The sequence below is a fragment of the Ruegeria sp. CDSA077 genome (assembly GCF_059612265.1).
In genome coordinates, this window is the sequence record NZ_JBXWQG010000001.1 from 526,195 (window position 1) to 547,955 (window position 21,761).

Consider the following 21,761-nt stretch of genomic DNA (forward strand, 5'->3'; position numbering starts at 1 on the left):
GCATCCCGATGGCAGGTGGCTGGGCGCGCGACGGCGCAGTAAGCGAACAGATCGAGGCATCCATTTCGGATGAGCTGGCCCGAATGCAGGCCCAGAAACGGCCCGTAGGCGAAAGCCTGACCCATTGTGCCGAATGCGAAGAACCAATCCCCGAAAAGCGCCGCACAGCACTGCCTGGCGTGAAACTGTGCCTCGAGTGCCAGCAAGAACGTGACGGGGCGCATAAAATGCGCGGCGGTATCAACCGGCGCGGGTCGAAGGACAGTCAGTTGAGGTGAGTTTATTATGTTTGCTTTGAGCCCAAAGTAGAGGATGCCGCACAGCGCATCAAAGTCAGCTTTCCATCGGCATTGGTCAAAGCAAGCCGTGATTTCTGACCATACTTGGGAGACAATGGCCGACGTTTGTGATCTGTGGTGAAAACCGGCGCTAGCATGGATTTTGCCCTTGCGGTAGTTCCAACAATTGTACTGTATGGCATTAGAATTTTGGAGACCCTAAATGCTCAAAAGTCGATTTGAGAAAACAAAGGGCATGGCCGGCATTTTGCTGTTGTGTACACTACTGGCCGCTTGCGGCACGCCCGAGAGCCGGGCCGAAGTATGGGCATGGATTGATCGCAGAGATGGATATAGCAGCTCTGTCAATGCAATGATGAGTGCCCTAAGCGATGCAACACTAGTAACTCAAGACCCCAATTCTTTAGTTCAACAACACGGGACGCAGATAGAATATCATGCGTCTAACGGTAAATCGTATCTATGGTACCCGGGAAATCGCACAATCGTAGTAGGCCAATGGCGAGCCCAAGACTTCAACTCTGCAGGCGTTCAGCTCTGCTACAGATACGGCTCTAACGCATTCAACCCAGTTACAAAAAAGTCTGGTGGCTCATGGGAGTGCTCTAAACGCAGTTTTAGAGATTCTGATTTTCTTGAAGGTAACCCGTTCAAATTGAAGGCTGGCCCGGTACCTTTTGTCATACCTGATCGTCGCCGGTACTACCCCGAACATTTGGTAAAATGGCTGGGTGGAGACCCCACGAAGATTGCCTATAGAGACAGGACGCCTTATGCTGACCAGTTGCTACGTCGAATCGAACTTGAGACGCAATAACCTCAGACTAAGAGATGTCAAAGCAGACGTTGGTTGAAGGAAAATCAAGGTCGGCAATGTCCCCAAAGCTGACATCACCGCCTCCAAGACAGGCCGCATTAGCCCTCCATCGCTTCCAATTCATCAATAAAGCCCGAGATCATCGACAGGCCTTTGTCCCAGAACTTGGGATCGCTGGCATCCAGACCGAACGGGGCCAGTAGCTCTTTGTGGTGTTTTGACCCACCGGCGCGCAGCATGTCGAAATACTTGTCCTCGAACCCGTCGGCGCCGCTTTCGTAGACGGAATAGAGCGCGTTCACGAGGCCGTCGCCAAAGGCATAGGCGTAGACGTAGAAGGGCGAATGCACGAAATGTGGGATATAGGCCCAGAACGTCTCATACCCTTCCATGAATTCAAATGCGGGACCGAGGCTTTCGGCCTGAACGCTCATCCACAAGGCGTTGATGTCGTCCGGGGTCAATTCGCCTTCACGCCGGGCGGCGTGCAGTTTGCATTCGAAGTCATAGAAGGCGATTTGGCGCACGACCGTGTTGATCATGTCCTCGACCTTGCCAGCCAGCAGAATCTTGCGCTGTTCCGGCGTTTCGGCCTTGTCCAGCATTTTGCGGAAGGTCAGCATTTCGCCAAAGACCGAGGCGGTTTCGGCCAGCGTCAGCGGGGTGGATGACAGCATCTCTCCCTGATCGGCGGCCAGCACCTGATGGACGCCGTGGCCCAGCTCATGCGCCAGTGTCATCACGTCGCGCGGTTTTCCCAGATAGTTCAGCATCACGTAAGGATGGACGTCGGTAACAGTGGGATGCGCAAAGGCGCCCGGCGCCTTGCCCGGCTTCACAGCCGCATCAATCCAACCTTTCGAGAAGAATGGCGCGGCGATCTCACCCATACGGGGATCAAAGGCCTCATAAGCGTCCATCACGGTTTTCTCGGCTTCATCCCAGCCGACAATCTGCGTGTCTTCCATTGGCAGGGGCGCGTTGCGGTCCCAGACCTGCATCACATCCAGACCCAGCCATTTGCGTTTCAGCTCGTAATAGCGGTGGCTCAGCTTGGGGTAGGCGGCCACGACCGCCTCGCGCAGGGCCTCGACGACCTCGGGTTCGACGTCATTCGACAGGTGGCGACCGGTCTGCGCGGTTGGCATATTGCGCCAGCGGTCGACGATTTCCTTTTCCTTGGCCTGCGTGTTGTGAACGCGCGCGAAGGTCTTGACGTTGTCCTGAAACACGCGGGCCAATTCGCGAGAAGCCGCTTCGCGTTTGCTGCGGTCCTGCTCGGTCAGTAGGTTGAGTGTGCCTTCTATGTTCAACTCTTCTCCGTCAACATCAAAGGTCAAGCCCGCGATGGTCTCGTCGAACAGGCGTTCCCAGGCATCGCCAACAACACCCAGATCGTGCAGGAATTTTTCTAGCTCGTCAGATAGCTGATAGGGTTTCATCGCGCGGATGCGGCGGAATACGGGCTCGTAACGGGCCAGATCGGTGTTGGCGTCGAAATGCGCTTTTAGCGCGTCGTCGTCGAGGCGATTGATTTCCAGCGTGAAGAACACCAGCGGCGTGGTAAAGACAGTGATCTTTTCCTGCATGTCCGAGAGGAACTTGGCGCGCTCGGCGTCGGTCGTCAGCTGATAATAGCGCAGTCCGGCAAAGGACATGATGCGCCCGGCGATCGAGTTGATCTTTTCGTTCCGCAACACGCAGGTCAGCAAGCCCAGGGCATCAAGATCCGCCAAATTGCCTTCGTAATCTGCGGCAAAGGCGGCGCATTCGGTTTCCAACCAGTCCAAGTCACGCGCAAGCTCGGCCGCGTCTTCCGAAGCATAGAGATCCGTCAGATCCCATTCCGGCAGGTTGCCAAGATTATCGGCCCCGCCGACCGCGTTTGCGTCACGTACTGGAAAAGGAAGGTCGCGCATGGATCACCTCGAAAATCTGCTTTGGCAAACATCTAGGCGCGACCGACGAGGATCACAAGCGGACAGTCAAAGGGAAAGCGCCGGTTCCAGGGGGTGATCCGTCTATGCAGCTTTGAAATGCGCGGCGATTTGGTCAAATGCAGGGTCGCGCACCTCTGGCGGTTCCATCAGGACTTCGTGTTCACCGTCTGGAATTTCGATCAACGTGCTGTTGGGCCAGTTTGCCATGCGTGCGCGGATGGCCTTGCGGTCCACAATCTGCTCGTGGGAGCCAAGATATGTCAGGCATGGGATGGCTGGGGCAGTCTGCACCATCAACCAGTCGCATTCATCTAATGCCTCGCGCAGCCAGATCGTCGACGGTGCACCAAGAGACAGTTCAGGATACTTGGCCAGATGATCCTGCATCATTTTGTACATGGCAGGATCGCGCGTCAGGCTATTGCCTTCGAAAGGCTGTGTCAGAACATAGCTGTCCAGTGATGTGGTCGGGGGCGTCTTTTCGCCAAACCCCAGACGCGGGGCCCAATTTGCGGTCAACCGGCTGATGGGTTTCATAAGGGGCGTAAAGAAAATCCCCCACATCGGACCGGTAAAAACACAGGTAGCAAAACAATCGTTTTCCAAAACTGCCCGCAATCCAATGGCACCACCCATAGAGTGGCCGATAACATGCCAGGGCCTGGGCAGATCAAGCTTTGTGGCCAGCTCTAGCGACACATCTACGTCTTGCTGATAGTCAGTGAATTTATCGACATGGCCAACCCGCGGATCGTCAAGCAACCGGTCTGCCAATCCCTGACCCCGCCAGTCGATCACCAACACGGCAAAGCCACGCTTGACGAATTCACTCGCCGCATCACCGTATTTTTCGATGTATTCTGTGCGACCGGGAAACAGCATGACAGTCCCGTTCGCTGTACCTTCGGGGCGCCAATGCGCCACGCGAATTCGGGTACCGTCGGCGGTGTTCAACCAATGTGCAACACCGCCAGCGGGGCCGCCAGCCACGTCTTCGAACAAAGGGGCCGACGCATATTCCATCAGGCCAGGGCCGAGGCGAGTTTCATTGCCGCGCCCATGTCGCCGTCGATGCTCAGTTTTCCGGCCATGAAGGCGCTTGTCGGGTCCAGATCACCATTGAGAATTTGCTCGAACGTGTCCGCATCAGCGTTCAAAGTCACGTCCGTTTCTTCATCGCTGATGCGCGCGCCGCTTGCATCAACTACGATCGCGCCCAAATCCGCGATGGCAAATTTAGCCGATGCGTCGAAATCGCCGCCCGACAGTTTCTCATTCAGCACTGCTGCGGCTTTTTCCAATGAATCGCTCATGATCTTCCTCATTTTGTTAGTACGCCGTGAATGGACATCCTCGGTCGCAACGCTACACTGACACTTGTTATGAGCAATGCAATCAACAATCTCAAAGGTACCGTTGCGGCACTTTTTGTCCTAGTCATGTTTTCCTCCACTTGCCTTGCGCAGCAGGAGGATTCCCGCGACGAGGCCGAGTTGTTGCAGAACCTTGCACAGGCCACACCGGACCAAGCGACTGGAATCGACCGCCAGTTACGGGCGCTCTGGTCGCAATCGGGTTCGGCCTCCGCCGACCTGCTGCTGGAGCGTGGGCGCGAAGCACTGGATGATGGTGACACCTATGCCGCGATCGAGCATTTGACGGCCCTGACAGACCACGCGCCTGATTTCGCCGAAGGCTGGCACGCGCGGGCCTCTGCGTTTTTTGGGATCGAAAGGTTCGGGATGGCTGCCGCAGATCTGGAACATGCTCTGACGCTGAACCCGAACAACTATGAGGCCATCTACGGGCTTGGATTGATATTTGAGATTCTGGGTCAGCCCGAAAAGGCATTTGCGGCCTATTCCCATGCCTTGGCTATACATCCCCATTACGAAGAAGTAACCAATGCAGTGAATCGACTGAAAGCCCAGGTCGAGGGCTCGGCCCTCTGAGAACCGGGGGCAGGGGGCAAAGGTGAGCGGGTCATCCCGAATCGTGGCCGTACTTGGCCCAACCAATACAGGCAAAACCCATTACGCAATCGAACGTATGCTGGGGTACCGCACGGGGGTGATCGGCCTGCCGCTGCGCCTGCTTGCGCGCGAGGTATACGACAAAATCGTCGCCATTCGCGGACCGTCGGTGGTGGCGCTGATCACCGGGGAAGAACGTATCGTACCGCCACGTGCGAAATATTGGGTCTGTACGGTCGAGGCGATGCCCGAAGGCATGGGTGCCGATTTTGTGGCTATCGACGAAATCCAACTCTGCGCCGACCCGGAACGCGGCCACGTCTTCACCGACAGGTTGCTGCGCGCGCGCGGCACCAATGAAACCCTGTTTCTGGGATCCGATACCATGCGCGGTCCCATCGCGGCACTTGTGCCCGAAGCACAATTCGTCCGGCGGGAGCGGATGTCGCAACTGGTCTATGCCGGCTCCAAGAAAATCAGCCGCATGCCACCGCGCAGCGCCATCGTCGGGTTTTCGGTCGACAACGTCTATGCCATCGCCGAGCTGCTACGCCGTCAAAAGGGTGGGGCGGCTGTGGTCATGGGGGCGCTCAGTCCGCGTACACGGAATGCGCAGGTTGAGCTCTATCAGAATGGTGAGGTCGACTATTTGGTTGCCACCGATGCCATCGGGATGGGGTTGAACCTGGATGTGAACCATGTTGCGTTCTCGTCCCTGACCAAATTCGATGGCCGGCGGATGCGGCCCCTGGCCCCGAATGAGCTTGCCCAAATTGCTGGCCGCGCAGGGCGCGGAATGTCCGATGGAACCTTCGGCGTGACCGGCGAGGCGCCGCCTCTGGACGATGGTGTCGCGCAGGCCATTATGGACAGCCGCTTTGCGCCGATGAAAAAACTGAATTGGCGGAATGCCGCCTTGCAGTTTGGTTCGATTGACGCTCTGATCCACACGCTCGAGATTAGCCCGGATAGCGAACACCTGATCAAAGCCCGTCCGGCAGATGATCTGAATGTGCTTAAATCCTTGTCGCAAGTTGCCGAAATTGCGGCCCGTGCCAGTGATCCGCAATCCGTTCGTTTGTTGTGGGATGTTTGCCGAATCCCCGATTTTCGCGGCATCAGCCATGCCGAACATGCCAGCCTGCTCGAAGTGATTTTTGGCCACCTGCATGAAGGTGGTTCGATCCCGGATGACTTTATGGCGCGGCAAATCCGCCGGATCGACCGAACGGATGGCGATATAGATGCACTGTCAAAAAGGTTGGCATATATTCGCACCTGGACTTACGTTGCGCAACGAAATGGTTGGGTACGTGACGAATCCCATTGGCGTGATGAGACGCGCATTGTAGAAGACAGGCTGTCAGACGCTCTGCATGACCGTTTGACTCAGAGATTTGTGGACCGGCGCACATCCGTTTTGTTGCGCCGGCTCAAACAGAAGGAGGCCCTTTTGGCCGAAGTAAATGACAAGGGTGAAGTGACCGTCGAAGGTGAATTCGTCGGTCGTCTGGAAGGGTTCCGGTTCAGTCCGGACAAAAGCGCGCAAGGAGCCGAGGCGAAAGCCTTGAAATCGGCGTCCTTGCAAGCCCTCGCGCCGCAATTCCATCTGCGTGCCGATCGCTTCTATAATGCACCCGATACCGAAATTGATTTTACCGATCAGGGTGGCCTGATGTGGGGTGAATATGCCGTTGGCAAGCTGGTTGCCGGGGCAGAGCCTCTCAAGCCGCTGGTCGAGGTTTTTGTGGACGAGGCCGCGGGCCCCGATGTTGAACAGAAAGTTCAGCGTCGCCTGCAGCATTTCATCGACCGCAAAGTGGCCGCACTGTTCGAGCCGTTGCTGAACCTGTCGCGCGATGAAGAACTCAATGGGCTGGCTAGGGGCTTTGCCTTCCGCATGGTTGAGGCGCTGGGCGTATTGCCGCGCGCAGGTGTCGCGCAAGACGTCAAGGATCTGGATCAGGACGCCCGTGGCGCGCTGCGCAAACACGGTATCCGCTTTGGTCAGTTCACCATTTTCATGCCGCTGCTGCTGAAACCGGCCCCAACGCGTCTGCGTCTTGTTCTGTGGGCATTGGCAAATGGCCTGCAGGAATTTCCCGACGCGCCGCCTCCGGGTCTTGTTACTGTGCCCATCGCCAAAGGCGCACCTGACGGTTATGACACTATGTGTGGTTATCGCGATGCGGGCGAACGCTCGATCCGGATCGACATGCTGGAACGTCTGGCCGACATGCTGCGCGCTGAAGACAGCCGTGGTGGGTTCGAGGCCAAGCCTGACATGCTGTCGATCACCGGTATGACGCTGGAACAATTCGCTGACCTGATGCAGGGGCTGGGCTACAAGGCCGAACGCGCCGAGCGTGAAAAGGTTAAGCCCGCACCGGCAGAGCTACCTGCCGCAGAGGCCACGGAAGCAGCTGCCACCGAGGAAGTACCCGCACCAGAGGGAACCCCCGAAGAGGTCGCCGCACCCACCGAGGCGTCAGCCGAGGCCACCGAAAGCAACGAGGCAGCAGCCGAGGCCACCGCGCCGACAGCCGCAACAGATGAACCCGAGGTTGAGGTCTTTTATACCTTCACTTGGGGCCGTCAGCGTCAGGCCAACCAAGGCCCACGCCGCGAACAGCGACAGGGGCAGGGCAAAGGTAAGCCGCGCGGTAAGCCTCAGGATGGCCGGGGCAAGCCGCAGGGCAAGAAAGGTGGCAAGCCGCAGGGTGCCAAGACCTTCTCGTCTCGTCCGCCTAGGAAAGAAAAGCCCATTGATCCCGATAACCCGTTCGCGGCCGCGCTTATGGGTTTGAAGGAAGGCAATTAACGCCTGATGACCGAGGCCCGGCTTCGGATCGACAAATGGCTGTGGCAGGCTCGGTTCTTCAAGACCCGCAGCCTGTCCGCCAAACAGGTCAGTGGCGGCCATGTCCGCGTCAACGGAAACCGGATCCTGAAACCGGCGCAGCCTGTGGCCCCCGGTGATGTTCTGACCTTCCCTCAGGCGCGCGTTGTGCGAGTTGTGCGTATCGAAAAACTGGGTGATCGGCGTGGACCGGCAACCGAGGCGCAGACACTATATACCGATTTGACCGAAAAGCAGGACACGCAGCCGCGAAATCCAGGGTTTGGGGGAAAAGGTCGTCCCACCAAGAAGGATCGGCGTCTACTTGATCTTTCTCGCAATCAAGATAGCTGAACATATCTTGAAGCTGACGCCATACTGATTTAGCTAGACGCCCAAACCGCAAACGGGAAATTCACCATGACCTATGTTGTCACTGAAAACTGCATCGCCTGCAAATACACCGACTGTGTCGAAGTGTGTCCGGTGGATTGTTTCTACGAAGGTGAGAATACACTGGTCATCCATCCCGATGAATGCATCGACTGCGGTGTTTGCGAACCGGAATGTCCCGCTGATGCGATCCGTCCGGATACTGAGCCGGGCATGGATCAATGGGTCGAGTTTAATCGTAAGTTCTCTGAGCAGTGGCCGGTGATCGTGACCAAGAAAGACCCGCTGCCCGACGCAGAAGAGCGTGATGGCGAAGAGGGTAAGATGGAGAAATACTTCTCTGAGGCCCCCGGCGAGGGCGGCTAAGCGATTCGCGCTCTGAACTTGTCAGTTCAGCAGTGGGATGGCGCCTTATCTATCTGTTTCTTAAAACCTTTCTTTCATGTGGAAAGGGGCAGCCTTTCGAGTGTCTCAATTTTGTGATATACTCGAAAATTGAACGTTGATTGAGATGGGGATGACTCCGTAAGTATGCTCGCTTTGGAGTTCTGACTAGTTGAAAACACAGCAACCTGACCGGGCCGTACTGGCACGGGGTGGGTCGTTTTGTTGTCTGTCCCGCGCTCTCGTAACCAAGGAAGAACCTGTATGTCTAAGTCGAAGAAGCTTGAGTTTCGCCCCAACGACTATGTTGTTTACCCGGCCCATGGTGTCGGTCAGATCATTTCGATCGAAGAGCAGGAAGTTGCCGGATACTCGCTCGAGCTGTTCGTCATTTCCTTTGAGAAAGACAAAATGACCCTGCGCGTGCCGACCAACAAAGCGACCGAGTCTGGTCTGCGGTCGCTCAGCTCGCCGGATGTCATCAGCCAGGCGATGAAAACGCTGAAGGGCAAGGCCAAGGTCAAGCGTGCCATGTGGTCCCGCCGGGCACAGGAATATGAACAAAAGATCAACTCGGGTGATCTGATCTCGATTGCCGAAGTTGTCCGCGATCTGCACCGCACCGATGATCAGCGCGAACAGAGCTATTCCGAACGTCAGCTTTATGAAGCCGCGCTTGAGCGTCTGACCCGCGAAGTCGCGGCAGTATCCGGCGCAGGCGAAGTGTCTGCGGCCAGGCAGGTGGATGAGGTTCTAACCTCGCGCGCGGCAGCGGCGGCCTGAACCTGCTAAAATCAAAGTTTTAAGGCCATCCCCGCAAGGAGGTGGCCTTTTTATACTGCAGTCACCAGATGAAGTCGGGGCCACTAAACCTGCGTAGCTACGGCCATAAGAAACCCTATCTCGGCCAGTTGTTGAGTGGCGCCCAGTATATCACCGGTCTGACCCTCGATCTTGGCCTTGGCTAGCATCGCCATTGCCACCGCAGACAAAGCGGCAATCAGCGTAGGGAAAACCACCTGCAACCCGATCATTGGCAGAGTGAGCAGCAGCGCCATGGCCCCGCCGAGTATCACCGCGGTCGATCCGGGCGCGCCCACTGAATGGCTAAGGCCTGATTGGCGGGCATTTGGAAGGACGGACATAACAACAGGCATCATAGCCCGCGAAACGATGCATGCGGCCAATATGGTGGTAAAACCCGCATTCGAAAGGATCGCAGTAATCAACGACACGCGCAGCAATTGCGAAGAAATCAGGGCAAGGACGCCATAGGTGCCGATGTGGCTGTCCTTCATAATCTCTAGCCGCCGTTCAGGCGTGAAACCGCCCCACAGCCCATCGGCGGTATCTGCAAGCCCATCCTCGTGCATCGCGCCGGTGGTGATGGTCAGGACAAGAACGACAAGTATGGCACACGCTATCGACGGCAGCCCCATAGCCGTCGCCATCCATCCCACGGCACAGGCCAACAGGCCGACAACAAGCCCCGCCAATGGAAAGGCCCAAACGGCGCTGGCCTGACGCGAGAACACTCTGTCAGGCAGCCGCGGCACGGGCAAACGCGTCAACAGGACCAAAGCCAGCGGAATATCCCAGGCAGAAATGAGCTTGGTGTCGTTTTTTAGCACTCCTGCGCCTTTCAGGGTCTTGTCGGTTTGATCGCTTCGGTTAAACACGCAGGATCACTCTGATGCAACGAGGCTTTGGATGCTGCCCGAAATTAACAATCTGAATTCTTTCCGCGAAGCTGTCCGGCAAGCCTCCGGGCCCGATGATGCCGCTGTGCAAGGGGCGACTGACCGTAATGGGCAGCTGACCAAACCTCCGGGCGCGCTTGGTCGGTTGGAAGACCTGGCAATCTGGTATGCAGGCTGGCGCGGGGATGCCCGCCCGCAGATCACCTCGCCGCAGGTTATCGTGTTTGCCGGAAACCACGGTGTCACAGCACAGGGTGTTTCGGCCTTTCCGCCGGAAGTGACCGTGCAGATGGTGTTGAACTTTGAACATGGCGGGGCGGCCATCAACCAGCTGGCCAAGGCGGCTGGGGCAACGATGGATGTCCACGCGCTGGAGCTTGAACGACCGACCGCGGATTTCACATCAGGTCCAGCTATGTCAGAGGACGACCTGTTGCAGGCGCTGCGCACCGGGTGGACTGCGGTCAGACCAGACGCCGATCTTCTTGTTGTTGGTGAAATGGGTATCGGCAACACGACCCCCGCAGCGGCGATTGCTTGCGCCTTGTTCGGAGGTCAGGCGGGCGATTGGACTGGTCGCGGAACAGGTGTCGATGATGCGGGATTAGCAAACAAAACCCGTGTGGTGGCCGAAGGTGTTACGCTACATGCCGGTTCGGGCGATGGGCTAGAGATTCTGCGCCGTCTGGGCGGACGCGAGATCGCCGCTATGGCCGGAGCCATTGCCGCCGCACGCGCGCTGCACATTCCGGTTATTCTGGATGGCTTTATCTGCTCAGCGGCCGCCGCGTGCCTGTCTGACCTTTCAGAGAGCGCGCTGGATCACACGATCGCCGGGCACCAGAGCGCGGAAGGTGCGCATGGCGCTGTGTTGGCCAAGCTCGGTAAAGAGCCTTTGCTGAAGCTGGGGCTGCGACTGGGTGAGGGCTCTGGCGGGGCGCTGGCGATCAATATCCTCAAAAGCGCTGTTGCCTGTCATTCCGGCATGGCGACCTTTGCCGAAGCTGGCGTCTCGGACGGTTGATCCGCGCGGCCTGACCGTCAGTTGAAGGTCAGGCCGATTTTTTGTCGTTTTCTTCCGCCAATTCCAGCAGTTCGGTCTCAAGGTCTTTTTCCAGCTGCTGCGCACGCTCGATGTATTTTTTGTTCTCGGCGGTGGGCAGCCCGGGAATCCAGAGCTCTGCAAGTTCACGAACCGACATGCGATCATGGTGGTAGAAAGTCTGTTCGGCCTGCGCTGCCTCGTATTCGCTGAGACCCACATTCTCGAGCACATATCGCCCGGCCCGTAATGAGCCATCGAATGTCTCGCGCACAATGTCGTTCGCGCCGGCTTGATACAGCTCGTACACATGGGTCCGATCCCGTGCCCGCGCGACGATGTGTAGGTCTGGGCGCTGGCGGCGCGCATAGCCGACAAGACGCGTCACCTTCTTGCGATCATCCATCGCAGCCACCAGAACAGATGCTTTTTCAAGGCCGGCCGCGCGCAACAATTCCGGACGGGTCGGATCCCCCAGGAACCCTTTTACGCCAAAGCGACGCATCAGCTGGATGGTTTCGATGTTATGGTCAAGAACGATGGTTTTGAACCCGCTTGCCTGCACCAGACGATTGACGATCTGACCAAATCGCCCGATCCCGGCGATGATGACCGGGCCTTTCTCGTCGATCTCATCCGGTTCGGGTGCCGGAGTGCCATCCCCCATCCGGCGCGAGAGAAGATCATAAATGATGAACAAAAGCGGCGTGATCAGCATGGTCAGCGCAATGATCATCAGAAGTTTTTGTGACAGATCCCCTGGAATCACATTCTGCTGGGTCGAAAACGCCAGCAGGACAAAGCCGAACTCACCCGCTTGCGCCAGCCCCAGTGTAAACAGCCAGTGATCGCGCCCGCGCAGTTTAAATGCGCGGCCAACCAGGAACAGAATGATCCCTTTGACCAAGATTACCAACAGGGCCAGTCCGATCAGGTCGAAGGGGTCGTCAAAGAAATAGGCGACATCGATGCCCGCGCCAACGGTGATGAAAAACAGACCAAGGAAAAGGCCTTTGAACGGCTCTAGGTCGCTCTCCATTTCATGCCGGAACTCGGAACTGGCTAGCACCACACCTGCAAGAAACGCGCCCAGAGCGGGTGACAGGCCAACCAGCGTCATCAGGAAGGAAATGCCAACCACAATCATCAACGCCAGCGCCGTATACATCTCGCGGAGGCGAGTCGCATGAATAAAGCGGAACAAGGGCCTGGTCAGGTACACTCCGGCGAGAATGACGAAACCGATCGCGGCAATGGTGACAAGCGTTACCGCCCACCCTGGCAACCCCTCGACCAATGACAAGCTATGATGCGCCGCGCCGTGGTGCCCCGTGGATATGCGGTTGATAGATCCGTCATTTGCAATCTGGGGAATGGCAGGCAGAGCCAGCAGTGGAAGCAGTGCCAGGATTGGTATGACCGCGATGTCTTGAGTCAGCAGTACTGAAAAGGTCGCCCGTCCTCCGTTCGTTTTCATCAAGCCCTTTTCCGACAGGGTCTGCAAAACAATCGCAGTTGATGACAGGGAAAGCGTCAGCCCCACTGCCAGGGCAACGGACCATGGATGATTTGCATACATGGCGACGCTGGCGATCACTGCGGTCGATAAAAGCACCTGGAGGCCGCCAAGCCCCAAAAGCCTGTCCCGCATATCCCAAAGAGCGCGCGGTTCCAGTTCAAGTCCGATCAGGAACAGCATCATGACTACGCCGAATTCAGCCACATGCTGCAGGTTTTCCGTTTCCGCCCCCACCAATCCGAACAACGGCCCTATGACAAGGCCCGCGGCCAGATATCCCAGTACAGAGCCCAGTCCCAGACGCGCCGAAAGCGGCACGGCGATCACAGCCGCAGCCAGATAGATCGTCGCCTGGTAAAGGAAGTTGTCCATGATCGTCCTTTCAATGCGCTCAGGTGGGCAGGGGGGCGTCGCGTTTGAGCTGATCCATAACGATTTGGCTTTGTATCCGAGCCACTGCAGGATGTGGAAGGATTACCTGATGAAGCAAGCGATTAAGCGCGGATAGATCGTCGCAATAGACATGTAGTAAATAATCGGCCTCACCTGTCATTGTCCATGCGCTGGTGATTTCGGCGCGTGTTTCGACCATACGGGCAAAGCCTTCAGATTGCTCGGGGCCGTGCGTACTCAGATGAACCTGAACAAAACCCTGCACCTGCAACCCTAACTTTAGAGGATCGAGGCGTGCGACATAGCTGGTGATATACCCTTCAGCTTCCAGCCGTTGGCGCCGGCGACCAGCCTGACTGGGCGACAGGTTCAACATCTCTCCAAGTTGGTGTGCTGTTAGGTGGGCGTTTTTCTGCAGCGCTGACAGCAGGCGCGTATCAGTGGAATCAAGCATGTGCGGAAAAACTCCGTGATTGGCCAATCTTATGCGCAATTTACGCGCGCCCCTTTAAGTTATTGGAAAACTATGCGCGAAAAAAGTGCCGATTAAGACGTATTTTGAAATCAGCAAATAAATTCCTGTATTAACGGAGACGCGCCATGGGTCCTTTCCCTCACAACGCCCCGAAATCTATCATATCGGATGAAAACCCCGCCGGAACCGATGGGTTCGAGTTTGTCGAGTTCGCACATCCCGAGCCGCAAGAGCTGCGCGATCTGTTCGCAAAGATGGGTTTCGCACTGGTAGGTCACCACAAGGACAAGCCTGCGATTGAGTTGTGGCAACAGGGTGATGTGACTTACATCCTGAATGCAGATCCCGACAGCTATTCTGCCCGGTTCGTGGGCGAGCATGGCCCTTGTGCTCCGGCGATGGGATGGCGCGTCGTGGATGCGCAGAAAGCCTATGAGCACGCTGTAGCGAAAGGGGCTGAACCTTATGACGCGGCAGACAAGACACTGAATGTGCCTGCAATCAAGGGGATTGGCGGATCGTTGATCTATTTCATTGATCAATATTACGAAACATCGCCCTATAATCAGGAGTTCACATGGACCGAACAGTCCAAGCCTCGGGGGGATGGGTTCTATTATCTCGATCACCTGACCCACAATGTTTACAAGGGCAATATGGACAAGTGGTTCAAGTTCTATGGTGATTTGTTCAACTTCCGTGAAATCCGTTTTTTTGACATTCAGGGCAAATTCACCGGTCTTTTTAGCCGCGCGCTGACGTCTCCATGCGGGCGTATCCGCATTCCGATCAACGAAGATCGCGGCGAAACCGGGCAGATCGTTTCCTACCTGAAGAAATACAAGGGCGAGGGCATCCAGCATATCGCTGTGGGCAGCGAGGATATCTATGCCTCGACCGATGCGATTGCCGAAAAGGGGCTGAAGTTCATGCCCGGCCCGAACGAAGCCTATTATGAGTTGTCTAAAACCCGCGTGGTCGATCATGAAGAGCCGTTGGACCGGATGATGAAGCACGGCATTCTGATTGATGGAGAGGGCGTTCTGGACGGTGGTGAGACCCGGATTCTGCTGCAAATCTTCTCGAAAACGGTCATCGGACCGATTTTCTTCGAGTTCATTCAGCGCAAAGGCGACGATGGGTTTGGCGAGGGTAATTTTAAGGCGCTGTTCGAATCCATCGAGCGAGAGCAGATTGAAAGTGGAGAAATTTCAGCAGCTTGATGCAAGAAGGTAATCCTGCGTGGTCACCCGCGCAGGCCGCCTCTTAACCACGTGGCATCTTGAGAACCACGTTTCGCCCGCGTTTCTGATAGCGCAATTCATTGTCGCTGATAGCAATGACATTGCCGCCGTCAAGCCTGTCCCCGATCTTAAGCTTTTTGTACCTGCCGCTGGGCAGCCGAACCAATGCGCGGCGATTGGATGGGCTGCCGTAAACCCCGATCAGGTTCAGTTTCCGCAGGTTGATTGCATTGTCGATTGTGGCCTGCCGTGCAACCGAAGCCGAGGATGGGATTTTGGGCGCTGTGGTTTTGGGCTGGAACGTTCCGACCTCATTGTTGAGCTGTTCAATTCCAGCTGCCGAACCCAAAGTCGCAGTACCTGCACTGGCCTGCCGAGTCAGTCCGGCCGGTCGGAGTTTGGGGCGCGGCACCCTCATTTCCGCAAGGGGCTCAGTCGATTCCGGGGGCGGCGGGGCACGCAACAGGGATTCCGGGCGCGGTTTCGGGCGAATTCCAGACAATTCCTTCAATGTACGCCCTTGAAGCCGCTGCCGTTCAAAATTTTCGGCCAGGTTCTCGGGCCTTGATTTCGGTCGCAATGTCGCCAGCCTGTTGTCGACCACTTCTTCAACAGGTGCCTTTTCCAACCGGACCAAAGCCGATGGAGGGGGAGTTTTTGAAGGTGTTCCCAAATAGACAACCACCCCGTCCGGGTTCAAGACGCCTTCTTTGGTTGGTATTACCAGCCCGCGCTCATCAAGGCTGAACCTAGCCCCGGCAGCGGTTGAAAGTGGTTCGAAATCAAATGGCAGGTCGGTGTCGTATGTGTGTACTGGCGGCAATGCGATTGCATCACGCGACAGATTCGAGTCGTCTTTGGAGGCCAGATACAGCTCAATTTGCGGATCCTGCGCTGGCGCTATCAAAAGGCCCGGTGACGTGATTTCGATCTCCGGCTGTGTCGGAACTAACTGAGGTTCAGGCTCAAGCTCGATCTCGCCTACCAACGCGGGCGCAACGTTCAGCGCCTCAAGAATGGCCTGGTCGGTTGCAGACAGCTCGGGCTCTGATTCAGAGGTCGGTGCCATTTCTGGCTCTGCGGTCTCGGGCACTGTGACTTCGGCCTGTGCTGCGGGTGTCTCTGCAGGCTCGACAGGTCCAGAACTCGGCTCGAGTTGGGATATTGTTTCGTCCAGCAGGGCCAGTTCTGAATCGGCAGGGGCAGGGCTGTCTTCTCTGAAAAGACTCCATATGCCACCGGCCACCAACATCAAAGCCACCGCCGCTGCAATTCGCACTGATGGCAGAGAGGTCCAGTTAGGTGCGGCCACTTTTTGGACAGGCCAAAAGCTGGTCGGAGCGGTAGAATCGGCGATCGCGTGAACAACCGGACTATCCTGCGCGGGGTCTGTGGCGATCACTTTGGGCGCGTTTGTGGTCGCAGGCGCGCCCCCAAGCGGGAAAAACGGTTCGGTCGGAAAGTCATCTGTTTCATATGCAGCGCTGAACGCGACCGGAACGAATCCGTATCCCAGCACAAACCCCCGAGCTTCCTCCAGTGTATCGCGTGGAACGACGGCGACGCATGTGGTCGCCCCGTCATCTGCCGTGACATATACCAGCTCTGTCAGGTCATAAGGGGTGGCATCGGATACAGCGTTTTGCACAGCCTGTTCGGTGTCTTCGAAGGATGGTCGGGCGGTATCGACTTTGATGAATTTGACCTGATCCCTTGGGATGACGACCTTGCAACTCAGGTCATTTTCAAGCGCAAACCCCTTGTCCCGAAGCACTTTCAACTGCTCTTCCAAGTTGGAGGCATCCAACGACACCTCACCTATGGCGAACCAGTCGCCATCGGAATTGTGATGCAAAGAAATTCCGGTTGTAGAAATGGACAGCGCAAAAGCGGGTTTCATAATCCGGAGGAACCATAATTGTCAGTTGCAATGCAAACGATGCCTCGTCCGCAGACCGACATTAAAGCAGGATCTCGCCGAGGGAAAGAAAAAGCCTGCGTCTCCTCTTGCCCCGTGACCCGGTGCAGCCCCATGTTGAAATCAGGATAATTGGAGGGAAGATATTGAAGAAAATCGCTTTTCTGGCCGCTGTGCTGGCCATGACGTCGGTAGGGATGGCAACTGCGGAAGAACGTCGCATCATTGTTGATGCGGTAGGCATGGTGCATGCGGCCCCGGATATGGCCACCATTACCCTGGGTGTAACAAACGAAGATGCACAGGCATCAAATGCGATGCAGGCGACTTCGGACGCGGTGACCAAAATTCTGATTCGACTGGATGAGATGGGGATCGAAACCCGTGATGTGCAAACACGTGATCTGTCTTTGTCGCCGGTATGGTCTGGGCGGAACAGTTCTAGCGGAGAGCGGCCCGAGATTTCCGGCTTTGTCGCATCCAACAGCGTCGTGGTGCGTGTTCGCGATCTGTCGCAGTTGGGTACCATCATGGATGCGGTCATTGACGACGGGGCCAACAATTTCGGCGGGCTGAGTTTCGGAATTCAGGATTCTGCACCGCTCGAGGCACAGGCGCGGGCCAAAGCTGTCGGTGAGGCGCGGGCAAAGGCCAACCAACTGGCACAGGCGGCCGAAGTCACGCTGGGTCCGGTTCAGATGATCCGCGAACAGGCCGGAGGGTTCAATCCCATGCCTCAAATGCGTGCAATGAACATGGCGGCTGAGGGCGGCGTTCCGGTTTCCGGGGGCGAGATTTCGGTCTCGGTCAACGTGTCGATGGAATTTCTGATTTCCGACTAGGATGTGTCGCTGGTTCGGGCCATCAGGGATTGCCGCTGCTGGCCCGACTGATCAAAATTATCTGGTGAAAGCCAGGCATTGAAAGCAGAGCGGATGCGCGGCCATTCTGTATCGAGGATCGAGTACCAGGCCGTATCGCGGTTGCGCCCCTTATAATGGGTGGCCTGCCGAAAGATGCCCTCGAAGGTAAAGCCCAGCCTTTGGGCTGCGCTGCGGGACGGGGCATTCAGAACGTCACATTTCCATTCATAACGGCGATACCCCAGCTCGTCGAACACGCGGCGCATCATCAGGTACATCGTCTCGGTGGATTTCGGGCTGCGTTGCAATAGCGGTGAGAAATGGATGTGCCCAACCTCGACCACACCGGCCGCAGGTTCAATCCGCAGGAACGAGGCCATGCCAATCGGGGTGCCATCACCGTCTAGCACTGTGTGGAACATGGGATCGGCATCCATACAGGACGCGCGGGTCCAGGCGGCGAAATCTTCTTCGCTTTCGAATGGGCCATAGGGCAGATAAGTCCAGTTCCGCCCATCAGTGTCATTGGCAAACGCCCGGTACAGACCGGGCGCATGCCTGTTCACATCAAGGGGTACGACCGAGCAGTATTGACCTTCCATCGGTGTATAAGGCGGCGTCGGGCGCGGAAACTTGCCCGAAACCGGCCGGCCGATGGGTTGGCCAAGATCGTTGGTATCGTGCCCAGCCATTTGTCAGGCCGTTGCCTTGGCCAGCGCCTGATCCAGATCGGCAATCAGATCGTTGGCGTCTTCGATGCCAATGGAAACCCGAACAACGCCGGGACCGGCGCCTGCGGCCTCTTGCTGTTCCGGGGTCAGCTGACGGTGGGTGGTCGAGGCCGAATGAATGATCAACGACCGCGCGTCGCCCAGGTTGGCCACATGGCTGAAGATCTCCAGCGCGTTCACCAGTTTGACACAGGCGTCATAGCCGCCCTTGACCGCGAAGGTGAACAGCGCACCGGCCCCTTTGGGGTAATGCGTCTTGACCCGGTCGTGATAGGGCGACGACGGCAGGCCCGCATAGGTTACGTAGTCCACGCGGTCATCGGCCTCTAGCCAGGCTGCGATCTTTTGCGCGTTCTCTACATGACGCTCCATTCGCAAAGACAGGGTCTCGATCCCCATCAGCGTGTAATGCGCCGCCTGTGGGTTCATCGTCATGCCCAGATCACGCAGGCCGATGGCGATGCCGTGGAATGTGAAGGCCAGCGGACCGAATGTTTCGTGGAATTTCAGCCCGTGATAGGCCGGTTCCGGCTGGCTGAGCGAGGAAAATTTGTCATTCGCGGACCAGTCGAACTTGCCCGAATCCACGATACAGCCGCCGGTGACAGTGCCGTTGCCGGTCAGGTATTTGGTGGTTGAATGCACAACCAGCGTCGCGCCGTGCTCAATCGGGCGGCACAGATAGGGTGTGGCCGAGGTGTTGTCGACGATCAGCGGAATGCCGGCGCCATCCGTCACATCCGCCAGTGCGCGGATATCGGTGACATAGCCGCCCGGGTTGGCGATGGATTCGCAGAACACCGCTCGTGTATTTTCGTCGATCGCGTCCTTCACAGCATCCAGATCGTCAGTATCCACAAACTTGGCAGACCAGCCGAACCGTTTGATCGTCTGGCTAAACTGAGTGATCGTGCCGCCATACAGCCGGGTCGAGGCCACCACGTTGCAGCCAGGTCCCATCAGCGGGAACAGTGCCATGATTTGGGCGGCATGACCGGACGAGCAGCAAACTGCTCCAACGCCACCCTCAAGCGTTGCCACGCGTTCCTGCAGAACCGCCACGGTGGGATTGGTCAGGCGGGAATAGATAAAGCCGACTTCCTGCAGGTTGAACAGAGCCGCCGCGTGGTCTGCATCGCGAAACACATATGCCGTTGTTTGATAAATCGGCGTCTGACGCGCACCTGTTGCCGGGTCAGGGCGTGCGCCTGCGTGAATTTGAAGCGTGTCGAAACCGTAGGTGGGGCCGTCAGACATGGTGAAAATCTCCTGTTGGGCTATGTGTTGCAGAATCTCTAGGCGATTGGACGCGTGCGCACAACATTGCTGTCAGCGCATCCATAGACCTTTGCTTTTGATCTTGTTGCGAATGACCTGCTCGCGCTGAGGCAGGTTTTCGCGATCGAACATCTCGCGTATTTTGTGCCCTTTGCGCTGGAGCACCAGTTTCTTTATTGGGTCATAGCCCTTGAGCACTTTCTTGAACTTGTTGGGCGCAACCACAGTTTCCAGAACCTCGATCACATGGTCGCTTTCGCGGGCATACAGCAGAGGAAACAGACGGTAGTGGCACGTGACCGACCCGTCCAGCAGGCCAGTGGGCAGTGCGTCGCGGCCGCCGCCAAGGGCATGGATAACCAGCGGCAATGCGACCTGATCCAGCCATGGGTCCAGTGTTTGGCCTGCGAGTTCCGGGATATCCTCATCCCGGATGGTGCAGGCATATTCCAGGAACCGTTCGCCGAACTGGCGTGGGCATCTGTAAAAGAAATAACCCGCATTGAAATACAGGTAGCGCCGCCAGTATTCGGCTGGTTGGGCCTTGTCCAATGAGCTGTCGAAATCCAGTTCGAACCGCTCATACAGGGCGCGCCAGATACCGTCATACCCCGGACCATACAGGGTCGGGCGCGGCCATGTTCCCTCGACTTTCAGCGAGGCACCGGGGCGGTCAAAATCGAAGGGCACACTATTCAGGTCTCCGGTGACAAGCGTATCGCTGTCGAAAAAGACAAACGGTTCCCCCTCGGGCAAGGCCAACAGTGCTTCGATCTTGTTTCCATAGGGATAGCTTCCACCGAAAGCCCGGTTTTCAAACGGTAGAATTTCGGCCCCAAGCTGATGTAGCGCTTTCAGGACATCCTCATCCTGAATGCTGGGATCCTGTGACCATCGGGCCCCCGGTTGAGGAACGGCTACAAACAGGCGGCCAGCGAAATCGGGACAGCTGTGTCGTAACGAGGCTGCAAACAGCAGTGCCTCGTATTGCAGCCGATTGTTTTGGCCGATGACCACGATATTGAATTTATTGTTGGCGGTCTGCATCGGGCGTCTCTCGGGTTCGTGGCGTTGGGCCAGCACTGCTCGAATTTTGGTTGGGCGTACACTAGGTAGAGACGTGGCACAAAACCAGATGTGATCATAGATCATGCATCTGAATTTTGAATTCAGGACTTGCGCAACCATCTAGAGACCAGACCAAACAGGAGAAGCCGCATGAGAGTTAACGCAGATTTCACAAAACGTGTTGCTGTGCATTTCGACCGGAACGACTGGATTGCGTCACCTGCCGCAGGTGTCGAGCGCAAGATGTTGGACCGGATCGGGGAAGAGGTCGCCCGCGCCACCACGATTGTCCGCTTTGCCCCAGGAAGCGCCTTTGCCGCCCATACGCATGATGGAGGAGAGGAGTATCTGGTGCTGGACGGTGTGTTTCAGGACGAGACCGGTGATTTTCCTGCAGGTAGTTATGTGCGCAATCCTCCGACGTCTTCCCATACGCCTTCGGCAAAAGAAGGCGCGACGATACTAGTCAAACTGCACCAGTTTGACCCTGAGGACAGGACCGAAATTCGTCGGTCGATTACTGGGGATTCGAATCTTCAGCTTTTCAAGGACTCACGCGAAGATGTTCGCGTATTGAATCTGTCACCTGGCGAAAAGCTGGATCTGGATGCAGTCGATGGGTTGGAGTTGTTTGTCATCGCAGGTTCGGTGCAGGAATCCGACGAAGAATTTTCAGCCTGGGACTGGTTGAGATTACCGCCAGGTGCGCGTTCCACTGCTTTGGCAGGAGCAGAGGGCGCGCGAATTTGGATCAAATCCGGGCACCTGTCACAGATGATCTGAGCGGTTCCGGCCCAAAAAACCAGCAATGTACAGTAAAAAACCGGGTGTTTCGGCCTGGTTATTCATTTTTTGACCATTTGGCAAAATTTACCATTTGATAAA

20 protein-coding genes are annotated in these 21,761 nt (G+C 56.8%); 10 read left to right on the forward strand and 10 right to left on the reverse strand.

Annotated features, from left to right (window positions below; all coding sequences use genetic code 11):
* The first annotated feature begins 8 nt into the window (after positions 1 to 8).
* Positions 9 to 278, forward strand: coding sequence for a DksA/TraR family C4-type zinc finger protein (locus tag AC2FLE_RS02710; protein WP_281972270.1), 270 nt, complete (start codon positions 9 to 11; stop codon positions 276 to 278).
* A gap of 936 nt (positions 279 to 1,214) precedes the next feature.
* Here the strand turns inward: AC2FLE_RS02710 and AC2FLE_RS02715 are convergent.
* From AC2FLE_RS02715 to AC2FLE_RS02725, 3 genes are all read right to left on the reverse strand, one after another.
* A complete protein-coding gene (locus AC2FLE_RS02715) occupies positions 1,215 to 3,035 on the reverse strand; it encodes a M3 family oligoendopeptidase (RefSeq protein WP_496695094.1) in 1,821 nt (606 codons plus the stop codon).
* A 102-nt stretch (positions 3,036 to 3,137) separates the two neighbouring features.
* Positions 3,138 to 4,079 (reverse strand): alpha/beta fold hydrolase, encoded by a 942-nt coding sequence (locus tag AC2FLE_RS02720; RefSeq protein WP_496695095.1) that lies wholly within the window; start codon positions 4,077 to 4,079, stop codon positions 3,138 to 3,140.
* A complete protein-coding gene (locus AC2FLE_RS02725; RefSeq protein ID WP_142634424.1) occupies positions 4,079 to 4,369 on the reverse strand; it encodes an SCP2 sterol-binding domain-containing protein in 291 nt (96 codons plus the stop codon). The genes AC2FLE_RS02720 and AC2FLE_RS02725 overlap by 1 nt, the downstream gene beginning before the upstream one ends.
* A 69-nt stretch (positions 4,370 to 4,438) precedes the next feature.
* Between AC2FLE_RS02725 and AC2FLE_RS02730 the strand changes: the two genes are divergently transcribed.
* The 5 genes from AC2FLE_RS02730 (at position 4,439) to AC2FLE_RS02750 (ending at position 9,428) form a co-directional block, all read left to right on the forward strand.
* Positions 4,439 to 5,008: a tetratricopeptide repeat protein gene (locus AC2FLE_RS02730; RefSeq protein ID WP_416383904.1), complete on the forward strand. Its 570-nt coding sequence runs from the start codon at positions 4,439 to 4,441 to the stop codon at positions 5,006 to 5,008.
* A 22-nt stretch (positions 5,009 to 5,030) separates the two neighbouring features.
* On the forward strand, positions 5,031 to 7,850 hold the full coding sequence (locus AC2FLE_RS02735; protein ID WP_496695097.1) for a helicase-related protein: 2,820 nt from the start codon (positions 5,031 to 5,033) through the stop codon (positions 7,848 to 7,850).
* Positions 7,851 to 7,856: 6 nt separating this feature from the next.
* Positions 7,857 to 8,222 (forward strand): RNA-binding S4 domain-containing protein, encoded by a 366-nt coding sequence (locus tag AC2FLE_RS02740; RefSeq protein ID WP_496695099.1) that lies wholly within the window; start codon positions 7,857 to 7,859, stop codon positions 8,220 to 8,222.
* Between the two features lie 66 nt (positions 8,223 to 8,288).
* Positions 8,289 to 8,627 (forward strand): ferredoxin FdxA, encoded by a 339-nt coding sequence (fdxA, locus tag AC2FLE_RS02745; RefSeq protein WP_085821728.1) that lies wholly within the window; start codon positions 8,289 to 8,291, stop codon positions 8,625 to 8,627.
* A 282-nt stretch (positions 8,628 to 8,909) separates the two neighbouring features.
* Complete coding sequence (locus AC2FLE_RS02750; RefSeq protein WP_142634416.1) at positions 8,910 to 9,428, forward strand: CarD family transcriptional regulator; 519 nt, start codon at positions 8,910 to 8,912, stop codon at positions 9,426 to 9,428.
* A gap of 83 nt (positions 9,429 to 9,511) precedes the next feature.
* On the opposite strand, the gene cobS is transcribed toward AC2FLE_RS02750, so the two are convergent.
* The gene (cobS, locus tag AC2FLE_RS02755; RefSeq protein ID WP_496695101.1) at positions 9,512 to 10,324 is read right to left on the reverse strand and encodes an adenosylcobinamide-GDP ribazoletransferase; all 813 of its coding nucleotides are present in this window, start codon (positions 10,322 to 10,324) and stop codon (positions 9,512 to 9,514) included.
* A 31-nt stretch (positions 10,325 to 10,355) separates the two neighbouring features.
* Between cobS and cobT the strand changes: the two genes are divergently transcribed.
* Positions 10,356 to 11,369 carry a nicotinate-nucleotide--dimethylbenzimidazole phosphoribosyltransferase gene (gene cobT / locus AC2FLE_RS02760; RefSeq protein ID WP_496695103.1) on the forward strand — a complete coding sequence of 338 codons (1,014 nt, stop codon included), beginning with the start codon at positions 10,356 to 10,358 and terminating at the stop codon, positions 11,367 to 11,369.
* A 28-nt stretch (positions 11,370 to 11,397) separates the two neighbouring features.
* Here cobT and AC2FLE_RS02765 read toward each other — a convergent pair whose 3' ends face one another.
* Complete coding sequence (locus AC2FLE_RS02765) at positions 11,398 to 13,278, reverse strand: monovalent cation:proton antiporter-2 (CPA2) family protein (protein WP_142634410.1); 1,881 nt, start codon at positions 13,276 to 13,278, stop codon at positions 11,398 to 11,400.
* A gap of 19 nt (positions 13,279 to 13,297) precedes the next feature.
* On the reverse strand, positions 13,298 to 13,753 hold the full coding sequence (locus AC2FLE_RS02770) for an Lrp/AsnC family transcriptional regulator (RefSeq protein ID WP_142634408.1): 456 nt from the start codon (positions 13,751 to 13,753) through the stop codon (positions 13,298 to 13,300).
* A gap of 146 nt (positions 13,754 to 13,899) precedes the next feature.
* Between AC2FLE_RS02770 and hppD the strand changes: the two genes are divergently transcribed.
* Positions 13,900 to 14,997: a 4-hydroxyphenylpyruvate dioxygenase gene (gene hppD, locus AC2FLE_RS02775; RefSeq protein WP_281994757.1), complete on the forward strand. Its 1,098-nt coding sequence runs from the start codon at positions 13,900 to 13,902 to the stop codon at positions 14,995 to 14,997.
* A 43-nt stretch (positions 14,998 to 15,040) separates the two neighbouring features.
* Here the strand turns inward: hppD and AC2FLE_RS02780 are convergent, their stop codons facing one another.
* Positions 15,041 to 16,918, reverse strand: coding sequence for a hypothetical protein (locus AC2FLE_RS02780; RefSeq protein WP_496695105.1), 1,878 nt, complete (start codon positions 16,916 to 16,918; stop codon positions 15,041 to 15,043).
* 164 nt (positions 16,919 to 17,082) lie between these two features.
* On the opposite strand from AC2FLE_RS02780, the gene AC2FLE_RS02785 reads away from it, so the two are divergent.
* Positions 17,083 to 17,778: an SIMPL domain-containing protein gene (locus AC2FLE_RS02785; RefSeq protein ID WP_496695106.1), complete on the forward strand. Its 696-nt coding sequence runs from the start codon at positions 17,083 to 17,085 to the stop codon at positions 17,776 to 17,778.
* Here the strand turns inward: AC2FLE_RS02785 and AC2FLE_RS02790 are convergent.
* The 3 genes from AC2FLE_RS02790 to AC2FLE_RS02800 all read right to left on the reverse strand — a co-directional run bounded on the left by AC2FLE_RS02790 (position 17,775) and on the right by AC2FLE_RS02800 (position 20,855).
* The gene (locus tag AC2FLE_RS02790; RefSeq protein WP_496695108.1) at positions 17,775 to 18,491 is read right to left on the reverse strand and encodes a GNAT family N-acetyltransferase; all 717 of its coding nucleotides are present in this window, start codon (positions 18,489 to 18,491) and stop codon (positions 17,775 to 17,777) included. The genes AC2FLE_RS02785 and AC2FLE_RS02790 overlap by 4 nt on opposite strands.
* 3 nt (positions 18,492 to 18,494) lie before the next feature.
* On the reverse strand, positions 18,495 to 19,787 hold the full coding sequence (locus AC2FLE_RS02795) for an O-acetylhomoserine aminocarboxypropyltransferase/cysteine synthase family protein (protein WP_496695110.1): 1,293 nt from the start codon (positions 19,785 to 19,787) through the stop codon (positions 18,495 to 18,497).
* 72 nt (positions 19,788 to 19,859) lie between these two features.
* Entirely contained in the window at positions 19,860 to 20,855 is a 996-nt protein-coding gene (locus AC2FLE_RS02800) for a GT-B fold glycosyltransferase domain-containing protein (RefSeq protein ID WP_496677799.1), read from the reverse strand.
* A 171-nt stretch (positions 20,856 to 21,026) separates the two neighbouring features.
* Between AC2FLE_RS02800 and AC2FLE_RS02805 the strand changes: the two genes are divergently transcribed.
* A complete protein-coding gene (locus tag AC2FLE_RS02805) occupies positions 21,027 to 21,659 on the forward strand; it encodes a cupin domain-containing protein (protein ID WP_496695112.1) in 633 nt (210 codons plus the stop codon).
* Positions 21,660 to 21,761 lie beyond the last annotated feature (102 nt).